The 15,653-nt window shown below is 61.9% G+C and carries 16 protein-coding genes; 4 read left to right on the top strand and 12 right to left on the bottom strand.

Features of this window, described 5'->3' with window-relative positions; translation table 11 throughout:
• Positions 1–2 precede the first annotated feature (2 nt).
• The 7 genes from QP968_RS01835 to rimP form a co-directional block, all read right to left on the bottom strand.
• Positions 3–1,298, bottom strand: coding sequence for an MATE family efflux transporter (locus tag QP968_RS01835; protein WP_284854716.1), 1,296 nt, complete (start codon positions 1,296–1,298; stop codon positions 3–5).
• The gene (locus QP968_RS01830) at positions 1,295–2,296 is read right to left on the bottom strand and encodes a DHH family phosphoesterase (RefSeq protein WP_284854714.1); all 1,002 of its coding nucleotides are present in this window, start codon (positions 2,294–2,296) and stop codon (positions 1,295–1,297) included. The genes QP968_RS01835 and QP968_RS01830 overlap by 4 nt, the downstream gene beginning before the upstream one ends.
• Complete coding sequence (gene rbfA, locus QP968_RS01825) at positions 2,297–2,731, bottom strand: 30S ribosome-binding factor RbfA (RefSeq protein WP_284854712.1); 435 nt, start codon at positions 2,729–2,731, stop codon at positions 2,297–2,299. It abuts the gene before it with no gap.
• 104 nt (positions 2,732–2,835) lie between these two features.
• A complete protein-coding gene (infB, locus tag QP968_RS01820) occupies positions 2,836–5,577 on the bottom strand; it encodes a translation initiation factor IF-2 (RefSeq protein WP_284854710.1) in 2,742 nt (913 codons plus the stop codon).
• A 129-nt stretch (positions 5,578–5,706) separates the two neighbouring features.
• Positions 5,707–6,018 carry a YlxR family protein gene (locus tag QP968_RS01815; protein ID WP_284854708.1) on the bottom strand — a complete coding sequence of 104 codons (312 nt, stop codon included), beginning with the start codon at positions 6,016–6,018 and terminating at the stop codon, positions 5,707–5,709.
• An 83-nt stretch (positions 6,019–6,101) separates the two neighbouring features.
• Positions 6,102–7,148, bottom strand: coding sequence for a transcription termination factor NusA (gene nusA, locus QP968_RS01810; RefSeq protein WP_284854706.1), 1,047 nt, complete (start codon positions 7,146–7,148; stop codon positions 6,102–6,104).
• Positions 7,145–7,708 (bottom strand): ribosome maturation factor RimP, encoded by a 564-nt coding sequence (gene rimP, locus QP968_RS01805; protein ID WP_284854704.1) that lies wholly within the window; start codon positions 7,706–7,708, stop codon positions 7,145–7,147. The genes nusA and rimP overlap by 4 nt, the downstream gene beginning before the upstream one ends.
• Positions 7,709–7,746: 38 nt before the next feature.
• Here rimP and QP968_RS01800 point away from each other — a divergent pair, with 38 nt between their 5' ends.
• Positions 7,747–8,556, top strand: coding sequence for a DUF4439 domain-containing protein (locus tag QP968_RS01800; protein WP_284854703.1), 810 nt, complete (start codon positions 7,747–7,749; stop codon positions 8,554–8,556).
• A 9-nt stretch (positions 8,557–8,565) separates the two neighbouring features.
• On the opposite strand, the gene QP968_RS01795 is transcribed toward QP968_RS01800, so the two are convergent.
• Entirely contained in the window at positions 8,566–10,344 is a 1,779-nt protein-coding gene (locus QP968_RS01795; RefSeq protein WP_284854701.1) for a proline--tRNA ligase, read from the bottom strand.
• A gap of 44 nt (positions 10,345–10,388) precedes the next feature.
• Here QP968_RS01795 and yaaA point away from each other — a divergent pair, with 44 nt between their 5' ends.
• The gene (yaaA, locus tag QP968_RS01790) at positions 10,389–11,111 is read left to right on the top strand and encodes a peroxide stress protein YaaA (protein ID WP_284854699.1); all 723 of its coding nucleotides are present in this window, start codon (positions 10,389–10,391) and stop codon (positions 11,109–11,111) included.
• 95 nt (positions 11,112–11,206) lie between these two features.
• Here yaaA and QP968_RS01785 read toward each other — a convergent pair whose 3' ends face one another.
• Positions 11,207–12,070: a putative endonuclease domain-containing protein gene (locus QP968_RS01785; protein ID WP_284854697.1), complete on the bottom strand. Its 864-nt coding sequence runs from the start codon at positions 12,068–12,070 to the stop codon at positions 11,207–11,209.
• 86 nt (positions 12,071–12,156) lie between these two features.
• Here QP968_RS01785 and QP968_RS01780 point away from each other — a divergent pair, with 86 nt between their 5' ends.
• Positions 12,157–12,885, top strand: coding sequence for a DUF1648 domain-containing protein (locus QP968_RS01780; RefSeq protein WP_284854695.1), 729 nt, complete (start codon positions 12,157–12,159; stop codon positions 12,883–12,885).
• Positions 12,886–12,892: 7 nt separating this feature from the next.
• Here QP968_RS01780 and QP968_RS01775 read toward each other — a convergent pair whose 3' ends face one another.
• From QP968_RS01775 to QP968_RS01765, 3 genes are read right to left on the bottom strand one after another with little or no spacing between them, the layout of a single operon-like run.
• On the bottom strand, positions 12,893–13,861 hold the full coding sequence (locus QP968_RS01775; protein WP_284854693.1) for a class I SAM-dependent methyltransferase: 969 nt from the start codon (positions 13,859–13,861) through the stop codon (positions 12,893–12,895).
• Positions 13,862–13,887: 26 nt separating this feature from the next.
• On the bottom strand, positions 13,888–14,142 hold the full coding sequence (locus QP968_RS01770) for a Txe/YoeB family addiction module toxin (protein ID WP_076598803.1): 255 nt from the start codon (positions 14,140–14,142) through the stop codon (positions 13,888–13,890).
• Entirely contained in the window at positions 14,142–14,387 is a 246-nt protein-coding gene (locus QP968_RS01765; protein ID WP_284854686.1) for a type II toxin-antitoxin system Phd/YefM family antitoxin, read from the bottom strand. Before QP968_RS01765 ends, QP968_RS01770 begins: the two co-directional genes overlap by 1 nt.
• Before the next feature lie 61 nt (positions 14,388–14,448).
• On the opposite strand from QP968_RS01765, the gene QP968_RS01760 reads away from it, so the two are divergent.
• Positions 14,449–15,651 (top strand): protein adenylyltransferase SelO family protein, encoded by a 1,203-nt coding sequence (locus tag QP968_RS01760; RefSeq protein WP_284854684.1) that lies wholly within the window; start codon positions 14,449–14,451, stop codon positions 15,649–15,651.
• The last annotated feature ends 2 nt before the right edge of the window (positions 15,652–15,653 follow it).

Here is a 15,653-nt window from a genome sequence, read left to right as displayed (position 1 = left end):
ACTTATGTTCCTACCACTGTGAGTGCCCAGCGCATGGATTTAAACCGCCAGATCACACCAACCAATCGCAGCGCGATCATCGCGGCCAAACCACACCAGATACCCGTCAGACCTGTACCAGCCCAGTAGGCAACGGCAATACCTGGCAGGAAACCGAAGACCACCGAGGCCACTGTGAGCGTGCGTAAGAACGCAGCGTCGCTGGCACCCAACAACACGCCGTCGAGAGCAAAGAGCACTCCCCCGGCCACGACCATGGCGATGAGCACCCACCATGGCACCACCATGGCATCCAACACCATCTGCTCGGAGGTGAAGATACGACGGATAACCGGACCACCGACCGCGAAGATCGCCGCCAAGATCAGCGCGAAGCCCGCGGAGAGACGCACCACCTGGCGCCCCACATCGCGTGCGGTATCAACCCTGCCGGTGCCCAACGCAGCACCGGTGAGAGTCTGCGCGGCAATAGCCAAAGAGTCGAGCACCAACGTGAGGAAATTCCACAGCTGCAGCATGATCTGGTGCGCGGCGAGTGCTGCCACACCAACGCGGCCTGCCACCGCCGCCGCGGAGACAAACGCCACCTGGAAGGACAGCGAGCGCACGATGAGATCACGCCCCAGGACCAGCTGCTGCTTGATCACACGCCAATCCGGCTTCCACGGCCCGTTGTGCGCACGGGTCAACGCCACGATGAAACCCGTTGCGGTGAGCCCCATCCCGATGATGTTGGCCACCGCTGACCCCACGAGTCCGAAGTGGGCTACAAGGAAGGGCAACGCGATGGCACCCGGTATCAGGCCACACAACGTGAACACGAACGGCAGCCGGGTGTTCTGAATGCCACGCAGCCAGCCATTGCCCGCCATGATGATCAGCGTCAACGGAATAGCAAAAGCAGCGGTGCGCATCCACCACACTGCCTGGCCAGCTGTCGCGGGATCATTGGTAAGAAACAGCGCGATCGGCTGGGCGAAGATCCACACCAGCGTGGCCAGCAACGCACCCACGCCTAGGGCGACCCATGTGGCCTGCACACCCTCAGCAATCGCTTGGTCTTTATTACCCGCCCCATAGAAACGGGCTGAGCGTGCTGTCGTCCCGTAGGACAAAAACGTCAACTGCGTGGTCACCGTGGATTGCACAGTGGCACCCGCTGCAAGCGCCGCCAACTCCACCGCGCCAAGGCGACCAATCACTGCGGTGTCCAGCAGCAGATACAGCGGATTCGCCGCGAGCACACCAAGGGCAGGAAGGGCGAGTGCAAGCACCCGCCGGGCGGTCACATCCGTCACGGAAGCTCCGAAACAGACTGCTGCAGCGCGTCGATAGCAGCGTCCACAGCCCCCGCCACAGAGTATCCCGCAGCCGGTACGTGTCCACCGCCACCGTGCATGGCAGCCACGTCCGCAACGTTGACCACGCTCGAACGCAGGGACACAGACCAATAGCCCGGGTGGATTTCCTTGAACACCACACCGATATCACTGCCGGTCAACGCACGCGAGTACTCAATGATGGCTTCGATCGCGGTTTGGTTCATGTGACGCAAATGCGCATCATCAATCGCCAGTACAGAGATGGTGTAGCGGCCCGCCACGCGGGTTTCCATACCCGCCATGACATCGCCCATGAGCTTCAAATCATCAGCAGACACCGCGTCCATGAGGTCCATCGCTGCGGCGCGGGTGTCCACACCATGTTCCATCAGCTCAGCGGCGAGGATGTGCATGCGGGCGGTGCCCCACCGGAAACTCCCGGTGTCTGTTACCAGGCCCGCGTACAGGCAGTACGCAATATCAGGGGTGAGTTCAACACCCATATGGGACAGCAGTTCACGGATAATCACCGTCGTCGATTCAGACGGCAGCACCAAGTTCAGCGCCCCATAACCGGGATTCGAAGCATGGTGGTCAATCACCACAACACGCTCCGGGTGGCTTGCCAGCTCGTCGTGGTACATGCCAGTGCGATCTAACGACGCACAATCCGTGGTCACCACCAGGCCGGTAGATGGCAGCGGCTTCCCCAACGCTACCGTTCCCACACCAGGCACGGTGCGGATGTTTTCTGGGAGCTCCTCTTTCTGCCCGATGTACACCGATGACGGCACACCCAGCGCATCAAGCGCATACTTCAGACCGAGAGCAGATCCCACCGCGTCCGCATCCGGCCGGATGTGGGTGACAATGTGCACCTCATCCGCCGCGCGCAGCTTCGCGGCCACACCGGCGAAGTCACCTTCACCGGGGCCAAACAAGGCCCGATATTCGGCCTGAATGTCACCGGCCATTTATTCGTCCCTCGTCTTGTACGGGTCCGCATCACCCGCCGGGGTGGCATTCTTCTTCAGCTCAGCCAGCTCCTCATCGCGGGCACGCGCACGAGCGAGAAGCTCCTCCATGCGGGCGGATGCCTCCGGCACGGTGTCCAGCTCAAAAGCCAGCGTTGGAGTGAAGCGCACGCCCAGCTCATCGCCGACGATCTTGCGCAGCTGACCACGAGCACGGTGGAGGGCTTCCGCCGCCTGCTCATAATCCGGCTCATCATCAATATTCGCGCCGCGCACCGTGTAGTACACAGTCGCGTCATGCAAATCGCCGGTCACGCGGACATCAGTGACGGTGACCAATTCCAAGCGGCGGTCCTTGATCTGGCGCTCGATAGCGCTAGCCACGATCGTCTGGATTCTCTTTGCCAGGCGTTGTGCGCGCGTGTTGTCAACCATACGTCACTCCTTTGATGTCAGCAGCAGAATAGGGTTTAAGTCTACAGGGCTAAAGAAAGTCGTCGATAAGCATGTGCTTATCGACGACCTCTCTCATCCCCCACCTACGTCCTTGGTACCTCGACCATCTCGTAGGCCTGGATTTCATCGCCCACCTGGATATCCGGGTAGGACAGGACCATACCGCACTCGTAGCCCTTGGCCACTTCGGTGACGTCGTCCTTCTCCCGGCGCAGGGAGGTGATGGTTGCGTCCGGTGTGATCACGTTGCCATCGCGCACGAGGCGCAGCTTCGCACCACGCTTGACACTGCCAGTGGTGACCATACAACCAGCGATGAGACCCACAGCGGATGCCTTGAAGATCTGGCGGATCTCCGCGGTACCCAGGTCCCGCTCCTCGTAGACCGGCTTGAGCATGCCCTTGAGAGCAGCCTCCACATCCTCGATGACCTGGTAGATCACCGAGTAGTAGCGGATCTCCACACCTTCCTCATTGGCCTCTTCCGTGGCCTTGCCCTCGGAGCGAACGTTGAAGGCCACGATGACAGCATCCGACGCCGCAGCGAGAGAGACGTTGGTCTGCGTGACCGCACCGACACCGCGGTCGATGATGTTCACATCCACCTCGTCGTCGACCTCGATCTTGAGCAGCGCCTCCTCCAGGGCTTCCACCGAACCGGCGTTGTCGCCCTTGAGAATGAGGTTGAGCGTGTTCGTCTCCTTGAGTGCCTGATCCAGGTTCTCCAGGGAGACGCGCTTCTTCTTGCGGGCCTGCATAGCAGCACGCTGGCGGGCATCACGCTGTGCAGCGATCTGGCGCGCAACGCGGTCATCTTCGACCACGAGCAAGTTATCACCAGGACCCGGAACACCGTTGAGGCCTTGGACCTGGACCGGGCAGGACGGGCCTGCTTCTTCCACGTCATTGCCCCACTCATCAATCATGCGGCGAACGCGACCGAAGTTGCCGCCCACAACGATGGAATCGCCAACGCGGAGGGTACCGCGCTGAACGATCACGGTGGACACCGGACCACGGCCACGGTCCAGGTGCGCCTCAATGGACAGACCCTGCGCATCCATGTCCGGGTTAGCGGTGAGCTCCAGCGATGCATCGGCGGTGAGCAGAACAGCTTCCAGCAACTCATCGATGCCGGTGCCATTCTTCGCGGAGATGTCAATGAACATCGTGTCGCCGCCGTACTCCTCCGGCACCAGCTCGTACTCAGTGAGCTGGCCACGAATCTTGTCCGGCTGTGCTTCAGGCTTATCCACCTTGTTCACAGCAACCACGATCGGCAGATCAGCTGCCTTCGCGTGGTTAATGGCTTCCACGGTCTGCGGCATCACGCCGTCATCTGCAGCGACCACGAGGATGGCCAAGTCCGTGGACTTCGCACCACGGGCACGCATGGCGGTAAACGCCTCGTGGCCCGGGGTGTCCAGGAAGGTGATCTTGCGGGGTTCACCATCAAGCGTGACCTCAGTCTGGTACGCACCAATGCCCTGGGTAATACCGCCAGCCTCACCACGACCAACGTTGGCGTTGCGGATGGAGTCCAACAAGCGAGTCTTACCGTGGTCAACGTGACCCATGACGGACACAACCGGTGGACGCTGCTCGAGCGCCTCTTCACCGCCTTCGTCCTCACCGAACTGCAAGTCGAAGGACTCGAGCAGCTCACGGTCCTCATCCTCTGGGGAGACAATCTGGACTTCGTAGTTAATCTCCGCACCCAGCAGCTGCAGGGTGTCTTCGGAGACAGACTGCGTCGCCGTCACCATCTCGCCGAGGTTGAACAGAGCCTGGACGAGGCTCGATGCCTCAGTACCAATCTTTTCTGCCAAGTCAGACAGGGTCGCACCCTGGCGCAGGCGAACGGTCTTACCGCCGCCATCCGGCAGGCGAACGCCACCAACGACGTTCGGTGCGTGCATCTCCTCGTACTCATTACGCTTCTGGCGCTTGGACTTGCGTCCACGGCCAGGTGCGCCACCTGGGCGACCGAAAGCACCGGCGGTACCACCACGGCGACCGCCACGGCCGCGGAACCCGCCACCGGGTCCGCCAAAGCCACCGGGACCGCCCGGTCCGCCGTGTCCACGGCCACGACCACCACCGGGGCCACCCTGACCACGGCCACGACCACCACCGCGGGTAGCGGCGCGCGACGGCATCTGGCCCGGGCTTGGCGCATTAGCCATATCCGCTGGGCTCGGTGCACCTTGACGCGGTGCGCCGGAACCACGCTGGCCCTGGCCGCCACCAGAACGACGCTGACCCCCGCCAGCACCTGCACCGCCGCCACGGTTGCCACCAGGACGCGGCTGTGGGCGTGGGCCACCAGTGTTGGACGAGAACGGGTTGTTAGCCACGCGTGGGCGACCACCCGGCTTCGGCATCGGGCGTGGCATTGCAGATGCCGCATCCCCTGGCTTAGCGGCCGGCTTCGGAGCTGCCGGCTTCGGTCCTGGCGCAGCAGGCTTGGGCGCAGCCGGCTTTGCAGCCTCAGCTGGTTTCGGCGCAGCCGGCTTCGGACCTGGCGTAGCAGGCTTCGCAGCAGCAGACTTCGGTGCCGGCTTTGCGGCAGGCTTAGCAGCCGGCTTTGCAGCGGTTTTCGCCGCCGGCTTCTTCGGTGCTTCTGCGGCCTTCGCATCCTTCGCGTCGGCAGCACCGCCACCGCGCTCTTCGTAGAGCGCAATCATTTTCTTCACCACCGGGGGTTCGATGGTGGAAGAAGCAGTCTTTACAAACTCGCCTTCCTCTTTCAGGGTGGCGAGTAGTTCCTTACTTGTTACGCCGAGCTGTTTTGCCAGTTCGTGAACGCGTAGCTTTCCGGGCACGTGTCTCCTCTTGGTCAGGCTAGAGGTGGCACGGCAGCTCGCGGAGCTACGCGGGCGACCTCTAGACGATGGTCATGACGTTCATCGCTGATGCATTTTCTGCTTCATGGTTGAAGACTCATCAGTTCTTTAGTCCTTTTCACTTACTGTTTTGCCCGCCGGCGTGGTGGTTTCCACGTCGGCGATGTACTTGCGCACATGGCTAGTGTCCACTTTCGCAGACACGCGGAGGGCCCGCCCGAAGGCGCGGCGTGATTCCGCCTGCTCACACGCAGCGAGCGTGGGTGTGATCCACGCTCCGCGTCCCGGCAAGATCCGCTTGGGGTCGGGGATGATCCGTGTTGGATCAGCCGGGTCGACGACGATGCGGAGGAGCTTTGTTGCTGGTTGCAGTTGGCGTGTGGCTATGCACATGCGGACTGGTTCATGTTTCTTGCTCATTTTCGCTTATCGACGACCCCTACCCCAGCAGTTCTGCCAGATTGAAGCCACTGAACCACCTTACGCCACTTTGGCGCGAACTGTTACTCCGCTTGGTCGGTCTGATCTGTCGTCCCCACACCGGAATCGGAGTGGATGTCGATTTTCCAGCCGGTGAGGCGCGCTGCCAGACGAGCATTTTGACCTTCACGGCCAATGGCCAAGGACAGCTGGTAGTCCGGCACGGTCACTCGGGCAGTCTGGGCATCATGATCGAGAACTTCCACGCGGACAACCTTGGACGGTGCCAGCGCATTGCCCACGTACACGGCTGGGTCATCGGAGTAGTCAACGATGTCGATCTTCTCGCCGCCAAGTTCCTCCATAATGTTGGTCACGCGCGCACCACGCGGGCCAATGCAGGCCCCCTTAGCGTTAATGCCCTTAGCTACACCCTTGACGGAGACCTTGGAACGGTGGCCAGCCTCACGCGCAATGGACACCAGCTCCACTGCCCCATCAGCAACCTCTGGCACCTCGAGCGCAAACAGACCACGGACGAGTTCCGGGTGCGTGCGCGACAGGTTCACCGTCGTGCCTCGCTCACCACCGGAAACACCCACCACGTAGGCCTTCACGCGGTCACCATGCTCGAGCTTCTCACCCGGGATCTGCTCGGCGGGAAGCAAGATACCGTCCTGCGGGTCAGACTCGGTACCCAACTGCACCACGACGATGCCGCGCGCGTTCGCATTCGCATCACGCTGCACAACACCAGAGACAACCTTGCCTTCGAGCTCGGAGTATTCACCGAATGCACGCTGCGCCTCAGCCTGACGCAGACGCTTCAGAATCGCGTCGCGCACAGCCAAAGCACCCACGCGAGAGAAGTTCACCGGGGTGTCATCGAATTCGGAGACGGCGTTGCCTTCTTCATCCAGTTCGCTGACAATGACCTCAACATCACCAGTCTCGGTATCAATGTCCACCCGCGCCTTGGAACCTTCAGTAGGAGCCGTTGGAGTCATCCCATCGTTCTTGTGCTCGCGGTAGGCGTGCAGCAGTGCAGCAGCAATAGTGCCCAGAAGGTCCTCAACCGGAATGCCGGCTTCCTTTTCAATGTTTTTTAGTGCTGCGATGTCAATATTCACTTGTCGTCCTTCCCGGTGGTGCTTTCCTCGGCGATCTCAGCGATCTCGCCGAAGGGTGTTTCCGCCACGTCGATCTCTGTTTGTGGCGGAGCGTTGAACTCAATTTCTACCACTGCACCCGACACATCCGAAATAGGAACCACGCGCACACCAGGCTCCCCCTTCTTCACCGGCACGATGAGCACCACCTGCTCGGTTGCCTCATCCACGGCGCCAATACGGAAGACCTCCCCGCTCAGCTTCACCAGTCGCCCCCGATTACGGCGCCAGTGGCGGAGCTCCGTCAGTGGCAGATCAATGCCAGGGGTGGTCACCTCCAAGGTGTAGCCGGCGCCGAAGTTGACGTCGCCGCGGTCCTCGGCAGCGTCGAAAAGCTCAGAAAGCTCATTGGACACCTCTTCCAACTGGTCCAGCGTCGGCGCGTCATCACCCGACACAGCGACAACGACCTGGGACTTTTTGCCAGCTTTGACCGTTTTCACGGTTTCGATGTCAAAGCCCCGCGCATCAGTAACTGGGCGGATCAGAGCAGTGAGTTCTTCAACTTGCGGGAATGCCATGCAGGCCACTGTACTGCCCTGCCGGTAGGGTCGACCACGTGAAGTCCCCCCGCCATTTCGCTGCCCTATGCATCGTCGCAGTCTTGCCACTAACCGCCTGCTCCCCCGCCGATCTCTTTGGCCCGCGCGCCAACGGCACCATCATGGAGCTAGCCAAGCAGGCCTCCGCCGATCAATTCGGTGGCAACAACGAGTGGAACGAACTCCGCGCCACCCACGCTGACCAACTTCAAGAGGAAGCACGGCGCCTGTGTGGAACCAATGAACACGGCGATGTGCCCACCTCCTGCAACGTCACGTACGGCGACACCGACCTTCCCGCCAGCGGTACCGCGGAGGACCTTGTTACCCGCACCGCCACAGCCGCCGATAAAGTCCCCGCCGAATCCCGCGATCTCGTGATTGCTCAAGCGATCGACGCTGCTGCCGCCGCGAAGCTCCCGATTGATGGCTTTAAGCCCCCCATTGAGGGGCTTGAGCCCCTCAATGCCGCCAAGGAGCTCGTCAGCGCCGAGTACGCCGTGGAATTCGGCCTGGACATCGCCAGCGCCTACGCCGACGAGCAACTCCACAGCCGCATCAACGATCTGCGGCTGCTTCATGACGCCCGCGTGGCCACCCTCCACCACACCTTCCCCACTGCGGAGCTTCCCGCCCGCGAAGCCGGCTATGAGATCCCCGACGGCGCACCGACAAACCCGGCTGAAGCCACGGCGTTCGTCGACGCGCTAGAAAACAACCTGGTTGAGCATTGGCGCGCCGCAGCCGCCAATGCTGATTCCCCCGAATGGCGTGAACTGGCCATCCTGTTAGCCGGCCACGCCCAAAGCGCAGCCAGCCAGAACTAGCCGTTAGCGCTAGCCGTTGACCAGTTCGCGCACCTTGTCCACGATCTGATCCGCCGGAACCTCCAGCGTTTCACCACCGCGGATACGCAGCTCAATGATTCCGTCGGCGAAGGAACGACCGAGGATCACAATGAACGGCATACCCAGAAGTTCAGCATCCTTGAACTTGACGCCTGGGGAGACCTTCGGGCGATCGTCGAAAAGCACATCGATGCCGGCCTTTTCAAACTCGCCCACCAGGCGCTCACCCTCTTTGAGCGCGGCCTCATCCTTGTTAGCCACGGCGAGGTGCACCTGGTACGGCGCGATCTCCTTCGGCCAGACCAGGCCCTTCTCATCGTGGGTCTGCTCCGCGATCACGGCGAGCATGCGGGTCACGCCGATGCCGTAAGACCCCATTGTCGGAACAGCACGCTTGCCGTTCTCGTCGAGGATCTGCACATCCATCGCCTCGGTGTACTTACGGCCAAGCTGGAAGATGTGGCCCAGCTCAATGCCGCGCGCCAGCTTCACAGTGCCGTTGCCGCTTGGCGACGGGTCACCCTCCTTGATCTCCGCTGCCTCGATGAACTCATCGACCTCGAAATCGCGGCCAGCCACCAGGCCAACAACGTGCTTCTGCGGCGCATCCGCACCGGTGATCCAGGAGGAACCAGCAACCACGCGCGGATCGGCGTAGACCTTCACACCGTTGGCGTTCAGTGCCTTCGGGCCGACGTAGCCCTTGACCAGGAAGGAATTGTTCTTGAAGTCCTCTTCGCTGGCCAGCTCAAAGGTGGCCGGTTCGAGGGACGCCTCGAGGCGCTTTTCATCCAGCTCGCGGTCACCCGGGATGAGCACACCAGTCAGCTGCGGGCCGACCGGCTTGCCATCCTCGTCCACCTGGCGCGGATCGTTGACCTTCACAACCATGCACTTGAGGGTGTCAGCGGCTTCGACCGGGCGGCCGTCGATAAGCACGCCCACGCTGTTTGCCCACTCGACGAGCGTCTCAATCGTCTCCGACTTCGGCGTGTCATGCACGACCGCTTCCGGCTGGCCCTCGATCGGCTGCTCCGCCGGAGGAACCGTCACCACAGCCTCTACGTTCGCCGCGAAATCCCCCGCGGTGGAGACAACAAATGTGTCCTCGCCGTTGTCCGAGTATGCGAGGAATTCTTCGGAGGCGGAACCACCCATCGCACCTGACGTGGCCTGGCAAATCTCATACTTCAGGCCCACGCGGTCAAAGATCCGCTCGTACGCGCCACGGTGCTTCGTGTAGGACTCATCCAGGCCCTCATCGGACATGTCGAAGGAGTAAGAGTCCTTCATCACGAACTCACGGCCACGCAGAATGCCCGCGCGCGGACGCGCCTCATCGCGGTACTTCGTCTGAATCTGGTACAGCGTCACCGGGAAATCCTTGTACGACGAGTACAAGTCCTTCACGGCGAGCGTGAACATCTCCTCATGCGTCGGGCCCAGCAGCATGTCCGTGCCCTTGCGGTCCTTCAGACGGAACAGATCATCGCCGTACTCTGTCCAACGGTTCGTCGCCTCATACGGCTCACGCGGCAAAAGCGCCGGGAACAGGAGCTCCTGTGCACCGATCGCGTTCATCTCCTCGCGCACAATCTCCTCGATGTTGCGCACAGCCCGCAAACCGAGCGGCAACCACGAATACACGCCCGGCGCCGCACGGCGGATATACCCGGCGCGCACCAGCAGCTTGTGGCTGGGCACCTCAGCATCAGCAGGGTCTTCGCGCAGCGTGCGCAGGAACAGCGTGGACAAACGTGTGATCATGCCCGTCATCTTAACCCTGCCCGTGGACATGTAGTTTGGACGGCATGCTGATTGTGCTTCCGCCTTCTGAAACCAAAGCTCCCGGCGGCGAAATGGATGGCATCGACGTCTCTTTCCCATCCCTCGATTCGATCCGCAATGAGATCATGGATGACCTTGCCGCACTCGAGCTCGACGAGATGATGTCCGCGCTCAAACTCCCTCCGACCAAGCGCGAGGAAGCCGCGGAGAACCTCTCGCTGCGCTCAGCGCCCGTCATGCCCGCCATCTACCGGTATACGGGAGTGCTTTATGACGCATTGTCTGCCGACACCCTCCCCGACCCCGCCCTGGCGCGCCTGGCCATCGGCTCCGCCCTCTTCGGCGTTGTCCGCGCCGGCGACATGATCCCCCGCTACCGGCTCTCCGGTGGCTCGAAACTTCCGTCTCAGCGCAGTACCCCCACCATGAAAGCCCGCTGGGGCACCGCCATCACCGACGCTCTGCTCGCGGTGGATGATCTGATCGTGGACATGCGCTCCGGCGCTTACCAGCAACTCGGCCCTGTGCCCGACGCGATCACCGTCCGCGTCGAGTCGTTGCAGGAGGATGGCACACGCAAGGTGGTCAGCCACTTCAACAAGCACTACAAAGGCGAGCTCGCCCGCGTGCTGGCCACCGCTCCCGATGCGGACTCGGTCACTGATATCGAGGGTGTCGCAGCCATCGCTGAGGCTGCCGGGATGACGGTGGAAGTGGATGGGAACCGGCTGACGCTCGTCGTCTAGCTGTTGAACGGTTTGACTATGGCGACTGAAGGCCAAAACTGACCTGGTGTTTTAGGTTTCGCCACTTGCCATCGTCAAACCGACCCGGCAGCGGCCTACGCCGTCATGATCCCCGCGACGAACCCCTCCGGGTCCCGTAGCAGGTCTGCCGGTTTCACCCGGCGCACCACATAGCCACTGTTCTGGATCTGCACCTCTCGCTCACGTTCGCGGAGGAGAGTCTCAGCAACTGGCCGGTAGGTGGTGCCGTCGTACTTCACTTTCCCGTCGATCTCGATGACAACTAAGCCAATGAGCAGGTCGACTAGGTACGGCCCGATGGGTGCTTGGGTCGTGGGAAAAAGCCCCGCGCAAATCAGCAATGCTCGCGCATAGCTTTCATACGGTGATTGGGAGTTGGCCACCGCATGTGCGAGAACTTTCCGCACAACCGCGACTCCTTTCTTACCGCGCATGGCATCAACGGTGGCGCGGAGCTCATCGCGGGTCACCTTACGCGATGCGAGCAGCCAGTCGAAGGCCACGATCCCTTCGGCGAATCCGTGACGGGTAACAATATCGATCGCGGTGCGGATCGGCGTGGTCACTGCGAACCCTCCGTAGGCCTCGATATACCCAATCTCATGTGGAGCGAGGGCACCACGGTGGTAGCTCACCCCTTCCGCCCACCGCGATCGTTGCGGCACACCACCGCTGGGCAGCATGAGTTCGACCGTCTCTTCGCTGGTTGCAACAACCCACATGTTGGTCAACCGCGCGGCCGCACGCCCCGTCACCACAGCCTTTGGGTGACTTTGCGCCACAGCCGCCGCGCGCAGCCAGCGCCTCTCATGAGAGCTCAGCGTTGCGTACATTTCTGCACACATCGCACGTGATGCGCTCACTGCCACCATTAGCCCATCGCTTTTTCGCTTATCGACGAGCCCCGCCACCAACCCCAGCTCTCTCCCCACGTCCATATGTCCCCCTTTAGTGAATTGTTGTTCTCATTTACTTGGACTGCCCTAGACCCCGATTTGGTTCCCTCCGTGGCTAAAGTTGTTCTATGTCCTCCCGAACTATTTATGGTGTCGCAGTAGCTTTTGCGCTGTTCAGCTTCGCGTTGATCGTGCTGAATATTGATGCCGCGCCGGACAATATTCCTGTGCACGTGGGCCCAGGTGGTGAGGTCGACCGGACCCAGCCGAAGTCCATCCCCTCCGCTACCTTCGGCGTGTGGTACTCCGTGCTGCTCCTCGTGCTCGTGGCTTTCGCAGCGCCACGGCCAGCCATGGCTCAGATGCGATTCCCTGTTACTGCCGAGGAACCCGCTATCCCCTTCTCCAACACCGCCGCCGATAAGGCTGCCACCCTACTCAGCATCACCCAGCGCTCACTCGCATGGCTGGCGTTGGCCACCGTCGTGCCGATGTGCCTCATGCAGTTCACTCTCACCTTCCCCTCCTATGGGGATTACCTCATCGCCACCATCATCCTGCTGATAGTCAGCATCATCGCCGCACTGGGCTACACGTTTGTTCAGATCTCCCGCTGGCAGGACCAGTTGGCAGCCATGCCCACCGACGATGAGGAGCGCACCCGCCAGAAGTACTTCGGCTTCGGTGGCGGCATGGGCTTCTACAACAAATCCAACGACCCGATGGTCGCCTGGGTCTCCCCCTTCAACCAAAGCAAGGTGGATCTGAACTGGGCTCACGCACCGGTGAAGCGGTACGTCCTCACGCTCGTGGTGCTGATCGTGATTGTGACAGTGGCGCCGTTTTTGACGTTCTAGGCTGAGGTCACTGCGTTGCGCGCAAGACGGTGAAGGTTTTGTCACGCGCCACCTGTTTCACCGATGTGAAGCGGCGCTCCACTTCCCCGCGGTAGCGCAAGTGGGAGTTATGCACCAGGTAGAGCTCGCCGTTGGGGGTGAGGAGGCGCACGGCGGCGTCGAGAAGCTTCTGCACCAAGGTGGCGTCGACGGCAGTACCGTCGTGGAACGGTGGGTTCAGGGCGACGGTGTCAAAGGATGCATCCGGGAACCGTGAGCCAGCATCATCCCACGTGGCATCCAGGCCGATGGCGCGGGCGGAGAGGACAGCGTCAGCATCGGAGTCTGTCGCCTGCGAATCAAGGGCACGAGTAACGGAACCGTTGCCGCAGCCGAGATCAAGCAGCCTGCCCGGCTCAGCGGGCAGGCAGGAGCGCAGCAGCTCCCCACCGCGGTCCGGTTTCGCACCGGAGAAGACGCCGCCGTAGGCAACGAGGCCGTCCCCACGCACCGGCTCGTAGGTCACGGAGCGCGGGCCGGTGGCAACGAGGCAGCGGAATTTCCCGCGACCGCGAGAGGCACTGACATCGCTGAAAGATTCCGCGAGCGTCGCGTTCATGCCGCGCGAGAGGTGCTTGTTATTCCCGCCGAGCACCACGCGGACGTCTTCGTAGCCAGCACCAGCGATAGAACGCGCGAGGTAGTCCAGCCGCGCTAGGGACTTGGGCATCTCCCCTATTGCCACGGCGGATCTGCTCGCACCGGCCAGGAACTCGTCCAGCCGCACATCACCGGCAACCACGACACCAAGCGACGCGGCCTCCTGGCTGCGCGCGTAATCCGAGTCCAGGAACACCACAGGGCCACCTTCCGCCAGCGCCGCGCGGGTGAGGTCCAAGGTGGGGTCGTGGCAAATGAGAGTGGTGGCGGTGGCGCGGATCGGCGCTTCGTCGATGATGAGGCGATCGAGCGTGCGCATCGTGGCGGTTCCGTTCATGGCACCCAAGTCTAGGGTGGGGCACATCAGTAGTGGTAGCGGGCCTGCAGGATGATCAGATCATCACCGTCCACCAAATAAATGAGCCGGTGTTCCTGCGTGATCCGCCGCGACCAGGCCCCTTCCGCACCATATTTGAGGGGCTCCGGTTTCCCGATCCCTTCGAACGGGTCACGCATCGTGTCTCGGATCAACTGGTTGATGCGCTTCAGCGTCTTACGGTCCTCACGCTGCCAATACTGATAGTCCTCCCACGCGTGGGCGACCCACACCAGACGCATTAGTTCTCGATCGCGTGCTCTACAAACTCACCCGCACGCGCAGCTTCGTAAGCATCGAGAACTCGACGTGCATTCGCGGGGGAACGGAAGATATGAGCAGTCTCCTCCCAGGCGGCGTAATCATCCGCCGACATGAGGACCGCGTTGCCGGAACGGGACGTTATTTCCACGACAGAGCGATCGTTGTTAACACGCTCAATGAGTGGGAACAGCGTCCGCCGTGCTTCACTAGCGCTTAGTGCCATGACCCCTCCTTAGTTGTACCGCTTTACCGTACCACACGGTCAGCCTGTCTACGCTGGCCATATGCTCGCCCTGAAACACTCTTTCGCCGACGCACTGCCCTCCATGGCGGTCGAAGCACGCGGCGCGGACTTCCCGGCCCCTCAAATCGTGGTGCTCAATGAAGCGCTGGCGCGGGACCTCGGGCTAGACCCCACGTGGCTGCACAGCGACGACGGTCTCCGGTGGATATCGGGGGCCGACGGCGGGCACGCCACCGCGTACGCCGGGCACCAGTTCGGGCAGTTTGTGCCATTGCTTGGCGATGGCCGCGCCCTCCTCCTCGGCGACCTCCCCACCGCGGACGGCCGCATAGAAATTCAGCTCAAAGGCTCCGGCCCGACACCTTTCTCCCGCCCGGGTTCGGATGGTCGCGGGGCACTCGGACCAATGCTGCGGGAGTATCTGGTGAGCGAGTTCATGCACGCGGTGGGTGTTCCCACGACCCGCTCTTTAGCGGTGTTGACCACCGGGGAGACGGTACTACGGCAGCAGGGTTATGTGCCGGGCGGGATCGTGGTACGAGTGGCGCGTAGCCACCTGCGTATCGGATCGGTTCAGTATGCAGCCTCACGGTCCCCGGAGCTCGCAGAAAAGCTTATCGACGCCGCCGGATTCGACGCGCCGGAAGATCTCCTTGCCACCGTCATGGCACGCCAGCTCGACCTGGTTGCGCAGTGGATGCGCATCGGCTTTGTCCATGGGGTGTTGAACACCGACAACGTTGCCTTGTCCGGCGAGACGATTGACTATGGCCCGTGCGCCTTCACTGAGAAGTTTCGGCCGGCGGCTGTGTTTTCCTCCATCGATGCGCAGGGCCGCTACGCATTTGGGAATCAGCCGGACATCATGGCATGGAACCTCACGCGCCTGGCGGAGGCTTTATTACCAGTGAGCAACACCGACGCAATGCAGGAAGTCCTCGCAGACATGGAACCCACCTGGCACCGCGCGTGGGAGAAACACGTGCCTGCCCCGCAGGCGCTGGCCCAAGCGGATGACATCACCACGTACAACCACGAACACCACGGCGGTCCGCTGTTCATCCCGCGTAACCGAATGCTTGATCGTGCCATCAGCAGTGCTGAACGCGATGGCGACTTGCAGCCGTTCATTGAGCTGCTCACCGCCGTAACGGACCCCTATAACGCAGAAGCGGGCCCGGCCTGGATGGCCGAGCCCGAGGGGGATGACGGCGAACCGTTCATCACCTTCTGCGGTACTTAAGC

Origin of the sequence: Corynebacterium sp. MSK041 (assembly GCF_030232265.1) — a bacterium.
GTDB lineage: Bacteria > Actinomycetota > Actinomycetes > Mycobacteriales > Mycobacteriaceae > Corynebacterium.
Note: the sequence above shows the minus strand (reverse complement) of the source record. Positions and strands in the feature narration are given on the sequence as shown.

Excerpts from the sequence above, each read along its gene's own strand:
- QP968_RS01830 (WP_284854714.1), bottom strand. The coding sequence starts at position 2,296 with ATGGCCGGTGACATTCAGGCCGAATATCGGGCCTTGTTTGGCCCCGGT.
- QP968_RS01765 (WP_284854686.1), bottom strand. The coding sequence starts at position 14,387 with ATGGCACTAAGCGCTAGTGAAGCACGGCGGACGCTGTTCCCACTCATT.
- QP968_RS01785 (WP_284854697.1), bottom strand. The coding sequence starts at position 12,070 with ATGGACGTGGGGAGAGAGCTGGGGTTGGTGGCGGGGCTCGTCGATAAG.
- QP968_RS01780 (WP_284854695.1), top strand. The coding sequence starts at position 12,157 with ATGTCCTCCCGAACTATTTATGGTGTCGCAGTAGCTTTTGCGCTGTTC.
- QP968_RS01815 (WP_284854708.1), bottom strand. The coding sequence starts at position 6,018 with ATGAGCAAGAAACATGAACCAGTCCGCATGTGCATAGCCACACGCCAA.
- QP968_RS01775 (WP_284854693.1), bottom strand. The coding sequence starts at position 13,861 with ATGAACGGAACCGCCACGATGCGCACGCTCGATCGCCTCATCATCGAC.
- rbfA (WP_284854712.1), bottom strand. The coding sequence starts at position 2,731 with ATGGTTGACAACACGCGCGCACAACGCCTGGCAAAGAGAATCCAGACG.
- QP968_RS01770 (WP_076598803.1), bottom strand. The coding sequence starts at position 14,142 with ATGCGTCTGGTGTGGGTCGCCCACGCGTGGGAGGACTATCAGTATTGG.
- yaaA (WP_284854699.1), top strand. The coding sequence starts at position 10,389 with ATGCTGATTGTGCTTCCGCCTTCTGAAACCAAAGCTCCCGGCGGCGAA.
- QP968_RS01760 (WP_284854684.1), top strand. The coding sequence starts at position 14,449 with ATGCTCGCCCTGAAACACTCTTTCGCCGACGCACTGCCCTCCATGGCG.
- QP968_RS01795 (WP_284854701.1), bottom strand. The coding sequence starts at position 10,344 with ATGATCACACGTTTGTCCACGCTGTTCCTGCGCACGCTGCGCGAAGAC.
- rimP (WP_284854704.1), bottom strand. The coding sequence starts at position 7,708 with ATGGCATTCCCGCAAGTTGAAGAACTCACTGCTCTGATCCGCCCAGTT.